We start from the raw sequence: 14,817 nt of genomic DNA, 5'->3' as shown, positions 1-14,817 counted from the left end.
CACCATGTCCGACCTGCACAAGGAAGTCTCCGAACTGGAGCGCACATCCGCGACCGCGGCCCGGCTCTTCGACATCCGGAGGATCATCGGCGGGCTCTTCGTGGTCTACGGAGTGATCGTCACCATCGCCGGCATCAACCCCTCCGACGCCGACCTGAAGAAGGCCGAAGGGGTCCACATCAACCTCTGGACCGGCCTGGCCATGCTGGTCCTCGGGCTCTTCTTCCTGATCTGGATGAAGCTGCGCCCGGCCCAGGTGCCGGAGGAGGCTCCCGCCACGCCGGAGAGCTGACACCACCGCAGGGGCAGGACCGTCACGCGTTCACGCGAGGCCGTCCTGCCCCTGCGGCGTGTGCGCCGAGGCCCGGTCCAGCAGCCCCGTACGGGCCGCGAGGGCCGCGGCCTCCAGCCGGGAGCCGACGCCCAGCTTCATCAGCACGCGCTGAACATGCGTGCGTGCGGTACTCGGCGCGATGGCCATTCCCGCCGCGATCAGCCGGGTGTCCTCGCCCTCGGCGACCCGGACCAGCACCTCGACCTCGCGCGGGGTCAGCATCCGCAGCAGCCGCTGCCCCTCGTCGTCCGGCTGGACCACCGGATGGAGCAGCTCCGCGAACGCGCCCCGCAGCAACTGCGGGGCGACGGCGGTCTCCCCGGCCCGCGCTTTGATCATCGCGCGTTCGACGCCCTCTATGCGCTCGTCGTGCCGGACGTACCCCGCGGCGCCCGCGGCGAAGGCGGCGGCGATCCCACGCGGGCTGGGAACCGGCCCGAGCACGACGACGGCCACCTGCGGCCGTTCCCGCCCGATCCGCGTGATCGGGTCGAAGGCGCCCGGCGCGGCGGGCGCGGCCGTACCGAACAGACAGACCTCCGGCGCTCTGCTGACCACGAGTTCCGCCGATCCCGCGGTCGGCGCGGCTGCCGCGAGGACCCGGTGCCCCCGCAGTCTGAGCGCCGAGGCGAGCGCCTCGGCGAGCAGTCGGTGGTCGTCGACCACCATGAGCCGCACGCCCATCGAGATAGCCCCCCTGTGTACAGCGCCGTACCGCTGTGTGACTCCGGAACAGGCCCCCCGGCCCTCTTGACCCGGCAAGTTACACGCTTGTTCGACGTGCTGCGCCCTCTACCGGGCAGAAGCCACTCGGAATGCCTGTTTCCGCTCCGTTCGAGGCCACTTGCCGGGCAGAAAACGATCGGCCCTGCCGGTCGAATGATCAACCGGCAGGGCCGTTCGTCGCACACCGTCGGTGCTCACCCGCACATGGGTCAGCCGGTGGTGAAGGAGACGACGAGGTACTGCTTGTCGTCCAGGGAGCTCGAACTGGGCTTGCTGAGCATCTTCTCCGAGATGAACAGCCGTCCCTTGTCGTAGATGTACTCGGCGTAGTCACCGGAGAAACTGGTCTCCGCGTCCCGCACCGCTTCCTCGTCCGGGTTCTCCATCAGCACGGTCTCCTCGAAGGTGGAGCCGTTGATGGACACGATCTGGCCGCCCTTGTCGTACGGGGGTTCCTTGTAGGCGATGACGTTCGTGCCGTCCATGCGCAGCGGCCGCAGCGTGTAGCGGTCACCCGCGTCCGCCTTGCCGCCGACGAGCTTGCCGGTGGTCAGGTCGAAGGCGACGATCTCGTTGGTGTCGCCGTACTCCCCGCCGCCCTCGTGCTCCTCGGTCGGCAGGTACAGCCGGTTGCCGCCGACAGCCAGGGACTGGCAGGTCTCGACCTCGGTGGAGCCGCAGCGTGCCGCGTACTTGTCCGCGTCGGCCGAGATGCGGACGATCAGCTTGCCGGTGGCCGCGTCGATCGAGAAGAAGTCCGAGATGCCGCTGCCGTCACCGGCGGTGTCGCCGACGTCGGCCGCGACGACGAGCGGCTTGGTGGAGACGATGCTCGCGTACTCGACGCCGGCGGGCATGTCGTACGAGGAGAGCGGGGCTCCCGTGGTCGGGTTCAGCGACTGGACGGTGAGCTGCGGGGCGTCGTAGCTGCCGCACTTGCGGATCACGGCGAGGGCCTCGCCGCCGCCGTACCCCATGTCGTAGCAGTTGTTGGTGTCGGCCTTCGGCTTCCAGAGCTCGGCGCCGTTCGCGAGGTTGAAGGCGGCGCCGCCGCTGGTGCCGCCCGCGGCGACCGTGGTGCCGCTGAGCGTGATCTCGTTGAAGCGGACGGGCGCGTCACCACCGGCGGTGGAGGTGACCGACTTGCTCCACATGAGCTTGCCGGTGGCCAGGTCGAGTGCGCCGACCTGGGTGCAGGAGGGGTACTTGTCCTGTGCGCTCGGCTTGCCGTCCTCGAACGCGATCGCCGTCCTGAAGTCCTTGCTCAGGTGCCGGGACGCTGCGCAGAGCTCGCCCTTCAGCGGGATCGACCAGAGCTTGGTGCCCTTGGCGAGGTCGTAACCGGTGATCTCGTACACGCCGGTCTTCACGTACGCCTTGTCGGTGACCCAGGAGCCGTCGACCGTGGTGGTGTCCGTGACCTTCGGCTGGGGCAGCTGGAAGCCGACCGTGGACTTGGTGTCGGCCGGCGCCTTCTCGGTGCCGCCGTCGAGGCCGCTGCCCGTTCCGCCCTTGCCCTGGCTTTCCCCGCCGGTCGTGCCGGCCGAGGACGCCTCGGTCTCCTTGCCGCCCTCGTCGTCCCCGCCGCCGGAGGCGTAGATGACTCCGCCGCCGATGATCAGCACCACGGCGACGGCCGCGGCGACGATGATCTTCATCTGGGTGGAGAACCTGCCGCCGCTGCCGCCCTGTTGCGGCGGGAGGTACTGCGGCTGCATCGGCGCGGTCGGGTAGCCGTACCCCTGCTGCGGAGGCATGCCGGGCTGCCCGGCCGGCGCCCCCTGCGGGAAGCCGTAACCGGGCTGCCCCGGGGGCGGCGTCCCGGGATAGCCGTACGCGGGGTTCTGCGGCGGGCCGCCGGGCGGAGGCGTCTGCGGTGCGCCGAAGCCACCGGCGGGCGGGGCGCCGTGTCCGCCCGGGGGCGGCGGGCTGCCGTACCCGCCGGCGGGCGGGGTCGGCGGCGCGGCGGGGGTCGGCGGCGGCGTCGCCGGCGGCTGCTTCGCGAGCGGGTCGGAGGGCGGCGGCGGGGTGGGCGCGCCGAAACCGCCGGGAGGCGGGTCCTGCGGCGCTCCGAATCCGCCCTGCGGCGGATCGTTCGGCGGTTGCGTCATGGGGTGCGTACCTCTGGGGTGTCCGGGGAGAAGGGGATGCGGGTGGCGTCGTGGGCCGTCACTTGCCGAAGGCCATCATGGTCGTCTGCTCCTTCTCCTCCTCATCGTTGCTCGCGCTCACACGCGTGCTGACGACGAAGGAACGACCGCCCGCGTAGACGGTCGTGGAGCTGAAGAAGTTCTCGATCTGCGTCGTCGAGTCCGGGTGCTGCAGCAGCACCACGGGCGCGCCACCGCCGGGTGCGATCGTCGCGATCGCCCCGCCCTTGTCGTACGAGGGCTCAAGGTAGACCAGGACGTTGCCACCCTCCATGCGCAGCGGCTTCATGGTGCGCTCGGCGGGAGCCGCGGCCTTCCACTTGGGCTTGCCGGTGTTCAGGTCGAAGGCGATGACCTTGTTGGTGCGGCCGGTGCCGCTCGTGTCGTCCTCGGTCATCATGTAGAAGGTGTTGGCGTCGGCGGCGACGCCGGTGCAGCCCTCGAGCTTCTGGCCGAAGATCGCGAAGTCGTGACCGCAGTCGACCGAGAACTTGTCCTCCTCGTCACCCGCCAGCTGGGAGCGGAGCGTGCCGTTCTCCTTGAGGGCGAGGATGGACCACTTCTTCTTCGCGGGGTGGGTCAGTGAGACGACGAGGGGGCTGACCGAGTAGACCTTGTCGACCTCCCAGCCGCGCTCGGGTGTGTACGTCCACTTGGCCTTCCCGGTGGTGGGGTCGACCTCCTGGATCTGGTGCTGGGGGTTGTCCACGTCATCCGTGCGGCAGCTGGACGCGGCGATCAGCTTCGCTCCGCCGGCGAACGCGAAGGGCTGGCAGTTGCCCGACGGCTTGCCGAACAGCTCCTTGCCGTCACTGACCCGGTAGGCGTTGGAGTTGCTGGTCCGGCCGACGGTCACGGTGTCGCCGCTGATCGCCAGACCGATGTCGGACATCAGGTCCCAGGTGCCGTTCTTCTTGACCGACTTCTTCCAGCCGGCCTTGCCGGTGTTGAGGTCGATCATCTGCAGCTCGGAGCAGTCGGCCTTGTCCGTCGTGCCGTTCATGACACCGATGACGATCTTGCCGTCGGCGGTGGGCGTCCCGGGGGCCGAGCACATGTCGGCGGGCAGCGGCAGGGTCCACTTCTGCTTGCCGTCGGCCACGGAGTAGCCGATGACCGAGCGGTACATGCCCTTGACGAGCGTGTCGCCGACGATCCACGGGCCGTACACGTCCGCGCCGTTGCGCGGCAGGTCGATGTCGTTCTTCGTCAGCCAGAGGACCTTCGCCTCGCCTGCCTTGCGTCCGGCGTTGAGGTCGTCGTTCGCCTCACGGCCACCGCCGGTACCGTCCCCCTCATCGACCGTGGGCGAGACGCTGGGCTTCGTGTCCCCGGTGCTCGAACCGGCGACCGGCTTCTTGTCGTCGCCGTCGTCGCCGCTGGTGGCGAAGAAGATGCCGCCGCCGACCACGAGGAGTGCGGCGAGTGCCGCGCCGATGACGACGGCGGGCTTGCCCTTGAAGGGCCCTCCACCGGACCCGCCGGGGACGGGCGCGCCGGGGTACTGCTGCTGCGGGTAGCCGTAACCGCCCGGCTGCGTGGGCTGGCCGTACGCGCCCGGTTGCGTGGGCTGGCCGTACGGGCCGGGCTGCGTGGGCTGGCCGTACGGGCCGGGCTGGGCACCGTAGGGACCGGGCTGCTGCGCGTACGGGCCAGAGGCCTGCGGGTAGCCGTAACCGGGCTGTCCGGACGGTGCCTGCGGGTAGCCGTATCCGGGCTGTCCGGACGGCGGCGTCTGCGGGGGCGCGGGCGGCATCTGCGGCGGGGCCGCGGGGGGCGGCGTCTGCGGAGGCGGACCCTGAGGCTGAGGAGGCTGGGGAGTTCCCTGAGGAGGCTGGGGAGTTCCCTGCGGTTCCTGCGGAGCCCCGAAGCCCCCCTGCGGCGGTTGCTGGCTGGGCGGCTGGGTCATCAGCACGTCCCCCTTCGTGCGGTCCGGTGCCCGTTCCGGTCTCCCCCGCGATTCCGCCGGGATTTCAGAGGACCGGACACGCGAATTCTCTGAATTCCCTCCGGAAAGGAGCGAATCGGGCATGGCTTCCGCAGTGTTGCGACAGTCGAGCGGGGCTTCTTTGTACCACCCGCATCACATCGAACACCGGATCGGTCCACCCCCTGTTCCCAAGGGAGAACCGGCCCGTGATGCCCTCGTTACGCGCCTGCCTGTGCCCTACCGCACCGGATGCACACCAACTCACTCCGTGGCGGCCACAGTTCACCGGGAACATCGCCCGCCCCTCCCCGGTGGGCCCTCCCCACCGCGTGTGTGGCCATCTCGGGCCCGGCGCCGGTCACTCGCCGAAGACCATCATCGTCCTGATCTTCGCCTCGTTCGCGTCCGTGTCGGAAGCGACGCTCGGCGTGGTGAGGACGCAACGCCCACCCGCGTAGAGGACCTTCGCCGAGAACATGTCCTCCTCGGCGTCCGCAGCCGACGCGGGATGCCTCAGGAGTGTCTGCGGTGCGCCGCCGCCGGGTGAGAGCGTCGCGATCGCGCCGCCCCGGGTTCTGGAGGCCATCACATGGACGAGTACCTTCCCGCCCTCCATGCGCAGGGGCTTCATGGCCTGCCCCGGCGGCGAGTTCGACTCCCAGGTGCGCTTCCCCGTGTCCAGGTCGTACGCGGCGATCTTGTTGGTGACGCGGGAGTCGGCGTAGATGAGTTTGGTCGACAGGTACAGCGTCGTGTCGTCGGCCGCCGCGCCCAGGGCGGCGGCGCCGTCGATGCGCGAGCGCAGGGTGCCGTCGTCCCGCAGGGCGATGATGCGCTGCTCCTCCACGTTCGTCACCACGACCACCAGTGGGTCGGCGGAGTAGACCGATTCGAGGTGCCAGCCCGGGTCGAGCTCGTAGGTCCACTTCGGCTTTCCGGTCAGCTGGTCGAGCTCCTGGATCTGACCGGTGCCGGCCGTGTCCCCGCACGTGACGGCGGCGATGAGCCGGGGGCCACCGGCGACGTCGTTCGGCTGGCAGTCTCCCGGCTGGTTGCCGAACAGCCTCGTGCCGTCACTGATCCGGTAGGCGTCGATGCCGCCGGCCCGCGCGTAGGTCACGGTGTCGCCGCCGATCGCGACGGACACCTCCGACCGCATGTCCATGAGCCCGTTGCTGGGGACCGTCTTCTTCCAGCCCGGCTTCCCGGTCCTCAGGTCGATCACCTGCAGCACGGAACAGTCGGGGGCGTCGGCGGTGTTGCTCTCCGCCAGCCCGATGACGATCTTTCCGTCCGCCGTGGGCAGGGTGGCTGCGGCGCAGATGTCGGTCGGCAGGCTCACGGTCCACCTGCGGGTGCCGTCGGCGAGCGCGTAGCCGGACACGGTGCGGTACATGGCCGTGGCGACGGTGTCGCCGACCGTCCACGGCCCGTGCACCCCGGCTCCCTTGCCGGGCACGTCCACATCGTTGTACTGGAGCCAGAGCACTTTCGCCTCACCGGGCTTTCGCCCGGCGTTGAGTTCGCCGGCGGTCGGCCCGGCCTTCTCACGCCTGCCCTTGTCCGTGCCGCCGGCCTTGCCGCCGTCCGTGCCGGCCGAGGACGGGGCGCCGGACCCACCGGCGACGGGCCGCCGCGTGTCCCCGTCGTCGCCGCTCGTCGCGAACCAGACGCCGCCGCCGGTCAGCAGCACGGCGAGCACGACACCGACGACCAGCCAGGTCCTGCCCCTGGAACGGCCGCCACCGGGCCCCGCCGGGCCGCCCGCCGACTGCTGCGGCGGCATCGGGGGCGGCGGGTAGCCGTAACCCGACTGCTGGGTGTACGGGCCGGGTTGCTGCCCGTACGGGCCCGGCCGGTGGTCGTACGGGCCGGGCCGGGGCGGGTAGCCGTAACCGGGAGGGGGCGGTTGCGGCACTCCGGTGACCGGATCGTACGGAGCGCCGAAGCCCCCCTGCGACGGCTGCCCGTCGGGCGGCTGGGTCATCGGCTCGTCCCCCTTCGTGCCGCCCGGCCAGGTGCCTGACCGGGCGAGGTTTCTTTCTATCACCCGCCCCTCAGGCACCTGCCGTCACGCCGTGGGCGTCACGCCTCCTCGGCCAGCTCCAGCCAGCGCATCTCCAACTCGTCCCGCTCGGCGACCAGTTCACGCAGCTCGGTGTCGAGCTTGGCGACCTTCTCGAAGTCCGTGGCGTGGTCGGCGATCTGCGCGTGCAGCGCCGTCTCCCTGGTCGACACCTTCTCGAGCTGCCGCTCGACCTTCCGCAGCTCCTTCTTCGCGGCGCGCGCGACCTGCGAGGAGACGGCGGGTTCGGCCGGTGCGGCCTTGGGCGCGGAGGCCGCGGCGGCGGAAGCGGGCGTCGCCGCCGCCTCCATCTGCCGCCTGCGCTCCAGGTACTCGTCGATGCCGCGTGGCAGCATCCGCAGCGACCGGTCACCCAGGAGCGCCATCACGCGGTCCGTGGTCCGCTCGATGAAGAACCGGTCGTGCGAGATCACGATCATCGACCCGGGCCAGCCGTCGAGGAGGTCCTCCAGCTGGGTCAGGGTCTCGATGTCCAGGTCGTTGGTCGGCTCGTCGAGGAAGAGGACGTTGGGCTCGTCCATGAGCAGCCGCAGGATCTGCAACCGCCGCCGCTCGCCGCCGGACAGGTCGCCGACCGGGGTCCACTGCTTCTCCTTGGAGAAGCCGAACTGCTCGCAGAGCTGGCCGGCGGTCATCTCGCGGCCCTTGCCGAGGTCGACCCGGTCGCGTACCTGCTGGACGGCTTCGAGCACGCGCAGGTTCGGGCTGAGTTCCGCCACCTCCTGGGAGAGGTAGGCCAGCTTGACCGTCTTGCCGACGACGACCTTCCCGGCGGCGGGCTGCACGTCACCCTGGGTCCAGGACGCCTCGGCGAGGGCCCGCAGCAGCGAGGTCTTGCCGGCGCCGTTCACCCCGACCAGGCCGATGCGGTCGCCGGGGCCGAGCTGCCAGGTGAGGTGCGTGAGCAGCGTCTTGGGTCCGGCCTGGACCGTCACGTCCTCCAGGTCGAAGACGGTCTTGCCGAGCCGGGCGTTGGCGAACTTCATCAGCTCGCTGGTGTCGCGCGGCGGCGGGACGTCCGCGATCAGCTCGTTGGCGGCCTCGATGCGGTAACGCGGCTTGGACGTGCGTGCGGGGGCGCCGCGCCGCAGCCAGGCCAGCTCCTTGCGCATCAGGTTCTGGCGCTTGGACTCCTCCGTCGCGGCGATCCGCTCGCGCTCGGCCCGCGCGAAGACGTAGTCGCTGTAGCCACCCTCGTACTCGTGGACCGCGCCGCGCTGGACGTCCCACATGCGGGTGCAGACCTGGTCCAGGAACCACCGGTCGTGGGTGACGCAGACGAGCGCGGAGCGCCTGGTCCGCAGGTGCCCGGCCAGCCAGGAGATGCCCTCGACGTCGAGGTGGTTGGTGGGCTCGTCGAGCACGACCAGGTCCTGCTCGGCGATCAGCAGCTTCGCCAGCGCGATCCGGCGCCGCTCGCCGCCGGAGAGCGGGGCGATGACGGTGTCCAGGCCGTGCTCGAAGCCCGGCAGGGCGAGCCCGCCGAAGAGACCGGTCAGCACGTCACGGATCTTCGAGCTGCCCGCCCACTCGTGGTCGGCGAGATCTCCGATGACCTCGTGCCGGATGGTGGCCTGCGGGTCCAGCGAGTCGTGCTGGGTGAGGACACCGAGGCGCAGCCCGCCGTTGTGGGTGACCCGGCCGGTGTCGGCCTCCTCCAGCTTGGCGAGCATCCGGATGAGCGTCGTCTTGCCGTCGCCGTTACGGCCGACGACACCGATCCGGTCGCCCTCGGACACCCCGAGGGATACACCGTCGAGCAGTGCACGGGTGCCGTACACCTTGCTGACCTGCTCGACATTGACCAGATTGACGGCCATTTCACTCCTGCCTCGGGGATCCCTGCGTCGGGGACCGCTCGACGTCCCAGCGTAGTCGCCGCCGGAGGTGCGATAGCGTGCGGCGATCGATCATGGGGCGTAACCCCAGGTCGGAGCGGTACGGAACATATCCGGGGTGGGGACTTCATGATGCGCGACATGGTGCGGGCCGGTCTTTCGGCGGTCCTGGCGGCGGCGGTGCTGGCGGGCTGCTCGTCGCCGTCCGGCAGCGGTACGGACACGGGCAGGAACGGGGACGGTGCTCCCCCGAAGGCCGCGGGGAGCGCCGCCGCGGAGAAGGGCAGCAGGCTCGGCGGCGCGGGTTCTGCCTGCGCGCTGCCCGTCACCTTCGACCTCGCGGCGGACTGGAAGCCGGAGGCCGTCACCGTGGAGCCCGGGTCCGACCTGGCCGCGCTCGGCGAGCAGGGTCCGGTCACGCTCGTGTGCGAGATCGACGCGAAGCCGGCCGGGAACATCGGCTACATCCGCGTGTGGCAGGGCAAGCCGTCCGACACCGGTACGCGTGCGGTCCTCGAGGCGTTCGTGGCGGGCGAACCGAACGCCGCCAAGGCCTCGTACACCGAGGGGAAGGCCGGCGCGGTGGCCGCCACGGAGGTCACGTACACCGTGAGCGGCGAGCTGCTGGACGGGCCGAAGACCGAACGCGCCTTCGCCGTCGCCACGCCGGGCGGCCCGGTCGTGGTGCACCTGGGCGGGCTGGACTCCCAGGAGCACCGGCAGATGCTCCCGGCGTACGAGCTGGCGAAGGGGAGCCTGAAGCTCGGCTGACGGGGAGCTCGGCCCGGGCTCCCCACGGGGCCGGGCCGCCCGCCGACGGACCGCCCCGCCTGCCGTCAGGCCGCTGGGGCCGCTACGGCCGCTACGGCCGCTACGGCCGCTGAAGCGTCGCCCCCGGCGCCGGGGACACCGCCGCCCGCGCGCTGCGGCAGGTTCCCGAGCTGAGCAGCGCGTCGGCCACCTTCCGCGCGGACTCCTCGTCGGACACCAGGAACGCGGTGGTCGGCCCGGAGCCCGAGACCAGGGCGGCCAGGGCCCCCGCGGCGGTGCCCGCCGCGAGGGTGTCGGCAAGCGAGGGCCGCAGCGAGAGCGCGGCCGCCTGGAGGTCGTTACTCAGGGTGTCCGCGAGCGCGGCGGTGTCCCCGGTGCGCAGTGCGGACAGGAGCCCGGCGGAAGCGGCGGGCTGAGGCACCTCGGTACCGGCGGTGAGACGGTCGAACTCCCCGTACACCGCAGGGGTGGAGAGCCCCCCGTCGGCGACGGCGAAGACCCAGTGGAAGGTGCCGCCGACGTCGACCGGGGACAGCCGCTCGCCCCTGCCGACTCCGAGGGCGGCCCCGCCGATCAGGCTGAAGGGCACGTCACTGCCCAGCTCGGCGCAGATGGCGAGCAGTTCCTCCCGGCTCGCGCCCGTGTTCCACAGGGCGTCGCAGGCCAGCAGGGCTGCGGCGCCGTCGGCGCTGCCGCCCGCCATACCGCCGGCGACGGGGATGTCCTTGTCGATGTGCAGGTGCACGTCGGGCGCGATGCCGTACCGGGCGGCGAGGGCGGTCGCGGCACGGGCCGCGAGATTCGTCCCGTCCAACGGGACGGAAGCGGCGTCCGGCCCCGAGCAGGTGACGCGCAGGGCGTCGGCGGGGGTGACGGTGACCTCGTCGTACATGCCGACGGCGAGGAAGACGTTGGCCAGGTCGTGGAAACCGTCGGGGCGCGGGGCGCCGACCGCGAGCTGCACGTTGACCTTGGCGGGTACGCGGACGGTGACGCTGTGGGTCATGCGGACGGCTCCGGCTTGTTCTCGGCGATGGCGGCGAACTCCTCCACGGTCAGCGACTCGCCGCGGGCCTGCGGCGAGATCCCCGCCGCGACCAGCGCCGCCTCGGCGGCGGGCGCCGAACCCGCCCAGCCGGCGAGGGCCGCGCGCAGCGTCTTGCGGCGCTGGGCGAAGGCCGCGTCGACGACGGCGAAGACCTGGGTCCTGCTCGCGGTGGTGCGGATCGGCTCGGTACGCCGGACCAGGGAGACGAGCCCCGAATCGACGTTCGGAGCGGGCCAGAACACGGTGCGGCCGATGGATCCGGCGCGCTTCACGTCGGCGTACCAGTTGGCCTTGACCGACGGCACGCCGTACACCTTGTTGCCCGGCCTGGCGGCCAGCCGGTCGGCGACCTCGGCCTGCACCATCACGAGCGTCCGCTCGATGGAGGGGAAGCGCTCCAGCATGGTCAGGAGGACCGGCACGGCGACGTTGTACGGAAGGTTGGCGACCAGCGCGGTCGGCGCCGGGCCGGGCAGTTCGGTCACCAGCATCGCGTCCGAGTGGACGAGGGCGAAGCGGTCGGCGCGCTCCGGCAGCCGGGCGGCGACCGTGGCCGGCAGGGCGCCCGCGAGGACGTCGTCGATCTCCACGGCGACGACCCGGGCGGCCGACTCCAGCAGGGCCAGGGTCAGCGAGCCGAGCCCGGGGCCGACCTCGACCACCACGTCGTCGGGCCGCACCTCGGCGGTCCGTACGATCCTGCGGACCGTGTTGGCGTCGATGACGAAATTCTGGCCGCGCTGCTTCGTGGGGCGTACGCCCAGCGCTGCGGCCAGCTCGCGGATGTCTGCGGGGCCCAGGAGGGCGTCGGGCTCTGTGGTGCTCACCCGTTAAGCCTACGGCCGCCGCGGGGCCCGGGGTCCGCGGCCCGCCACGGGCACCGGACGCCGGGCCTCCGGCTCCCGGGTCCGCGGATCCCGCGGTGCCGGCTCCCCGGCCCGCGGGTCCTGCGGTGCCTGCCCGCGGGCCTCCCGGCGGACGACGATCTCGTCGCCGTCGTCGAGCCCGGTGCCCGGCGCCGGGGCGACGGTGTCGCGCGTGCCCACGGTGACGCCCTGCGCGTCGAGGAGCTCCCCGACGTCGTCCGCGAAGGTGTGCAGGGTGCGCGACGTCCCGTCCACGCTGATCCGGACCGCCTTGTCATGGGCGAGGAACCCGGAGGTCCCGCCGGCCAGGACCGCGACGACCAGCACCTGCGGGACGAGCCGCCGCAGCTCCTGGCTTCGTCTGCGCCGCCGGGCGGCTGCCCGGCCGGTGTCCCGGCGCCCGGCCGGCTCCTGCGGAGGCACCGTGCGCCTCAGTGCCGACGGGGTGTCCAGCAGGGTCGGATCGTGCACCGGCAGGCTGCTCGGCCGGAGCACGGCGATCGTCCGCTCCTCGTGGAGGGAGCGGGGCGCCGCGGGAGCAGGTACCCGCGGTGGCGCGTACGTCGCGCGCCGGCTGCGGCGCGGTGCGCGGTGACTGCCCTGTCCATGGCCCACGACGCTCCCGAAGATCCGGTCTGCCGACCCCGTTGCGCGGGCACGATAGCGGACTTCCGTCGCCTTGCGGATCCGTGTCGATACGGAACGTCACCACGACTCCGGCTCAGAAGTCGAACGCCCGCGCGGTGTTGTCGTAGATCGCGGCCGCCAGTGTGTCCTCGTCGGTACCCCGCACCTCCGCCATGGCACGGAGCGTCACCGGAATGAGGTAGGGAGCGTTGGGCCGTCCGCGGTACGGCACGGGGGTGAGGAAAGGGGCGTCCGTCTCGACGAGGAGGAGTTCGGCGGGAGCGACGGCCAGCGCGTCGCGCAGTGGCTGGGCGTTCTTGAAGGTGACGTTGCCCGCGAACGACATGAAGTACCCGGCCGCCGCGCAGACGCGGGCCATGTCTGCGTCCCCGGAGTAGCAGTGGAAGACGGTCCGCTCCGGCGCGCCCGCCTCGGCGAGGATGCGCAGCACGTCGGCGTGGGCGTCCCGGTCGTGGATGACCAGGGCCTTGCCGTGGCGCTTGGCGATCTCGATGTGGGCCCGGAAGGACTCCTCCTGGGCGGCCATGCCCTCGGGGCCCGTACGGAAGTGGTCGAGGCCGGTCTCACCGACGCCCCGCACGTGGCCGAGCGCGGCCAGGGCGTCGATCTCCGCGAGCGCCTCCTCCAGCGCCGCCTTCCCGCCCGGCCCCCTCGCCTCATGACCGGGCCGGCCCTCCGGGTCCCCGTGCACGATGCGCGGCGCCTCGTTGGGGTGCAGGGCGACGGAAGCGTGCACGGACGGGTGAGCGGCCGCCGTCTCGGCGGCCCAGCGCGAACCCTTCACGTCGCAGCCCACCTGGACGACGGCGGTCACGTTGACCGCCGCGGCCCGGGCGAGGCCCTCCTCGACGGTTCCGTCCTGCATGTCCAGGTGGGTGTGCGAATCGGCGACCGGGACCCGGAGGGGGTCGGGCAGCGGCGGGGCGTCGGTACGGCTCATGCCCCCGACTCTACGAGGGCACGGGCACCGGCATCACCGCCGGTGGAAGGGATGGAGGAGATCGGACAGCTGCCAGTGGTGCGACGCCGGCCCGGCGGGTACGGCCGCTTCGTCCACGCTCGTCTCCTCCCGCACCGTCTTCTGCTGCTGGAGCAGCCGCTGGACGGTGGAGACGCGTCCGGACCGCATGATCCGTACCACGTGCGCGCCGCAGTTCGAGCAGGTCGGAGTGGACAGCGGTGAGGGCACGCGCTCCCCGTCCGCCTTGTAGACCACGTACGCCTGGCCGGAGGCGTCGACGTGGTGCTCTATCTCGTAGGCCTGTTCCCAGCCGTGCCCACACCTCATACAGGCGAACGCGTACGCCTCGTGCACCGTGGTCGCTGCGATCTCACTCATGCCTGCTCCTCTTGTCCGCGGACAAGCACTCCGGACAAGCACTCCGGAAAATGCGTTCCACCGTCAAGTGGACGCCTTTCCCGGCGGCGACGCACCAGGTCTGCCGAGTGTTGGGACGCTCTTGGCCGATCCGTGGCCCCTGGGCCCGGTACGCGGCTCGCGCTTTACATTTCAGGTTAGTCCTTTGCCCTCCGGCAGGCCGGTCCGAGCCGCGTTCTTTGCCGCGACCACCGCATCGAAGACCTCGCGCTTGGGCAGCCCCGCCTCGGCGGCGACGGCCGCGATGGCCTCCTTGCGCCGCTCCCCCGCCTCCTCGCGCACCTGCACCCTGCGCACCAGCTCGGCCGCGTCGAGTCCTTCGTTCCCCGAGGCGGTGGCGCCCTCGACCACGACGGTGATCTCGCCGCGCACCCCCTCGGCCGCCCAGTCGGCGAGCTCGGCCAGGGGCCCTCGCTTCACTTCCTCGTACGTCTTGGTCAGCTCCCGGCACACGGCGGCCCTGCGCTCCCCGCCGAACACCTCGGCCATCGCGGCCAGGGTGTCGTCCAGCCGGTGCGGGGCCTCGAAGAAGACCATGGTGCGCCGTTCGTCAGCGACCTCCCGCAGCTTCCCGAGGCGCTCCCCCGCCTTGCGCGGCAGGAAGCCCTCGAAGCAGAAGCGGTCCACGGGCAGGGCGGAGAGGGCGAGCGCGGTCAGCACGGCGGACGGGCCCGGTACGGCGGTGACCTTGATGTCCTGCTCCACCGCCGCGGCGACGAGCCGGTAGCCCGGGTCGGAGACGGACGGCATCCCCGCGTCGGTGACGAGCAGGACGCGGGCGCCGCCCACCAGCGCCTCCACGAGTTCGGGCGTGCGCGCCGACTCGTTGCCCTCGAAGTAGGAGACGACACGCCCCGTCGTGTGGATGCCCAGGGCCTGGGTGAGCCGGCGCAGCCGCCGGGTGTCCTCGGCGGCCACGACGTCGGCCGTCTCCAGTTCGGCGGCGAGGCGCGGCGGGGCGTCCGCCACATCACCGATGGGGGTCCCTGCGAGTACGAGCGTTCCAGTCGTTCCAGTCACATCGGCCATCCTCCCAGCCCGG

At 71.9% G+C, this 14,817-nt stretch carries 13 protein-coding genes; 2 read left to right on the top strand and 11 right to left on the bottom strand.

What is annotated here, in order from left to right; translation table 11 throughout:
* The first annotated feature begins 4 nt into the window (after positions 1–4).
* Positions 5–292 (top strand): hypothetical protein, encoded by a 288-nt coding sequence (locus QFZ58_RS21975; protein ID WP_307126617.1) that lies wholly within the window; start codon positions 5–7, stop codon positions 290–292.
* Between the two features lie 30 nt (positions 293–322).
* Here QFZ58_RS21975 and QFZ58_RS21970 read toward each other — a convergent pair whose 3' ends face one another.
* From QFZ58_RS21970 to QFZ58_RS21950, 5 genes are all read right to left on the bottom strand, one after another.
* Complete coding sequence (locus QFZ58_RS21970; RefSeq protein WP_307126616.1) at positions 323–1,018, bottom strand: LuxR C-terminal-related transcriptional regulator; 696 nt, start codon at positions 1,016–1,018, stop codon at positions 323–325.
* 251 nt (positions 1,019–1,269) lie between these two features.
* On the bottom strand, positions 1,270–3,171 hold the full coding sequence (locus tag QFZ58_RS21965; protein WP_307126615.1) for a PQQ-binding-like beta-propeller repeat protein: 1,902 nt from the start codon (positions 3,169–3,171) through the stop codon (positions 1,270–1,272).
* Positions 3,172–3,229: 58 nt separating this feature from the next.
* Complete coding sequence (locus QFZ58_RS21960) at positions 3,230–5,119, bottom strand: PQQ-binding-like beta-propeller repeat protein (protein ID WP_307126614.1); 1,890 nt, start codon at positions 5,117–5,119, stop codon at positions 3,230–3,232.
* Positions 5,120–5,498: 379 nt separating this feature from the next.
* Positions 5,499–7,127, bottom strand: coding sequence for a PQQ-binding-like beta-propeller repeat protein (locus QFZ58_RS21955; protein WP_307126613.1), 1,629 nt, complete (start codon positions 7,125–7,127; stop codon positions 5,499–5,501).
* Between the two features lie 98 nt (positions 7,128–7,225).
* Positions 7,226–9,046: an ABC-F family ATP-binding cassette domain-containing protein gene (locus QFZ58_RS21950; protein ID WP_307126612.1), complete on the bottom strand. Its 1,821-nt coding sequence runs from the start codon at positions 9,044–9,046 to the stop codon at positions 7,226–7,228.
* A 147-nt stretch (positions 9,047–9,193) separates the two neighbouring features.
* Between QFZ58_RS21950 and QFZ58_RS21945 the strand changes: the two genes are divergently transcribed.
* Complete coding sequence (locus tag QFZ58_RS21945; protein ID WP_307126611.1) at positions 9,194–9,835, top strand: lipoprotein; 642 nt, start codon at positions 9,194–9,196, stop codon at positions 9,833–9,835.
* Between the two features lie 100 nt (positions 9,836–9,935).
* Here QFZ58_RS21945 and QFZ58_RS21940 read toward each other — a convergent pair whose 3' ends face one another.
* The 6 genes from QFZ58_RS21940 to rsmI all read right to left on the bottom strand — a co-directional run bounded on the left by QFZ58_RS21940 (position 9,936) and on the right by rsmI (position 14,804).
* Entirely contained in the window at positions 9,936–10,841 is a 906-nt protein-coding gene (locus QFZ58_RS21940; RefSeq protein ID WP_307126610.1) for a 4-(cytidine 5'-diphospho)-2-C-methyl-D-erythritol kinase, read from the bottom strand.
* Complete coding sequence (gene rsmA, locus QFZ58_RS21935) at positions 10,838–11,710, bottom strand: 16S rRNA (adenine(1518)-N(6)/adenine(1519)-N(6))-dimethyltransferase RsmA (protein ID WP_307126609.1); 873 nt, start codon at positions 11,708–11,710, stop codon at positions 10,838–10,840. The genes QFZ58_RS21940 and rsmA overlap by 4 nt, the downstream gene beginning before the upstream one ends.
* A gap of 9 nt (positions 11,711–11,719) precedes the next feature.
* Positions 11,720–12,364 (bottom strand): ubiquitin-like domain-containing protein, encoded by a 645-nt coding sequence (locus tag QFZ58_RS21930; protein ID WP_307126608.1) that lies wholly within the window; start codon positions 12,362–12,364, stop codon positions 11,720–11,722.
* A 106-nt stretch (positions 12,365–12,470) separates the two neighbouring features.
* Entirely contained in the window at positions 12,471–13,337 is an 867-nt protein-coding gene (locus QFZ58_RS21925; protein WP_307126607.1) for a TatD family hydrolase, read from the bottom strand.
* 33 nt (positions 13,338–13,370) lie between these two features.
* The gene (locus QFZ58_RS21920; protein WP_307126606.1) at positions 13,371–13,736 is read right to left on the bottom strand and encodes a hypothetical protein; all 366 of its coding nucleotides are present in this window, start codon (positions 13,734–13,736) and stop codon (positions 13,371–13,373) included.
* Positions 13,737–13,907: 171 nt separating this feature from the next.
* Positions 13,908–14,804 carry a 16S rRNA (cytidine(1402)-2'-O)-methyltransferase gene (gene rsmI / locus QFZ58_RS21915; RefSeq protein WP_307126605.1) on the bottom strand — a complete coding sequence of 299 codons (897 nt, stop codon included), beginning with the start codon at positions 14,802–14,804 and terminating at the stop codon, positions 13,908–13,910.
* Positions 14,805–14,817: the final 13 nt, after the last annotated feature.

Source organism: Streptomyces sp. B1I3 (genome assembly GCF_030816615.1).
GTDB lineage: Bacteria > Actinomycetota > Actinomycetes > Streptomycetales > Streptomycetaceae > Streptomyces.
This window is presented reverse-complemented; position numbering and strand designations above follow the sequence as displayed.

What these genes read in the sequence shown, in the direction of transcription:
- QFZ58_RS21975 (WP_307126617.1), top strand. Translation starts at nt 5, where the DNA reads ATGTCCGACCTGCACAAGGAAGTCTCCGAACTGGAGCGCACATCCGCG.
- QFZ58_RS21970 (WP_307126616.1), bottom strand. Translation starts at nt 1,018, where the DNA reads ATGGGCGTGCGGCTCATGGTGGTCGACGACCACCGACTGCTCGCCGAG.
- QFZ58_RS21965 (WP_307126615.1), bottom strand. Translation starts at nt 3,171, where the DNA reads ATGACGCAACCGCCGAACGATCCGCCGCAGGGCGGATTCGGAGCGCCG.
- QFZ58_RS21960 (WP_307126614.1), bottom strand. Translation starts at nt 5,119, where the DNA reads ATGACCCAGCCGCCCAGCCAGCAACCGCCGCAGGGGGGCTTCGGGGCT.
- QFZ58_RS21955 (WP_307126613.1), bottom strand. Translation starts at nt 7,127, where the DNA reads ATGACCCAGCCGCCCGACGGGCAGCCGTCGCAGGGGGGCTTCGGCGCT.
- QFZ58_RS21950 (WP_307126612.1), bottom strand. Translation starts at nt 9,046, where the DNA reads ATGGCCGTCAATCTGGTCAATGTCGAGCAGGTCAGCAAGGTGTACGGC.
- QFZ58_RS21945 (WP_307126611.1), top strand. Translation starts at nt 9,194, where the DNA reads ATGATGCGCGACATGGTGCGGGCCGGTCTTTCGGCGGTCCTGGCGGCG.
- QFZ58_RS21940 (WP_307126610.1), bottom strand. Translation starts at nt 10,841, where the DNA reads ATGACCCACAGCGTCACCGTCCGCGTACCCGCCAAGGTCAACGTGCAG.
- QFZ58_RS21925 (WP_307126607.1), bottom strand. Translation starts at nt 13,337, where the DNA reads ATGAGCCGTACCGACGCCCCGCCGCTGCCCGACCCCCTCCGGGTCCCG.
- QFZ58_RS21920 (WP_307126606.1), bottom strand. Translation starts at nt 13,736, where the DNA reads ATGAGTGAGATCGCAGCGACCACGGTGCACGAGGCGTACGCGTTCGCC.
- rsmI (WP_307126605.1), bottom strand. Translation starts at nt 14,804, where the DNA reads ATGGCCGATGTGACTGGAACGACTGGAACGCTCGTACTCGCAGGGACC.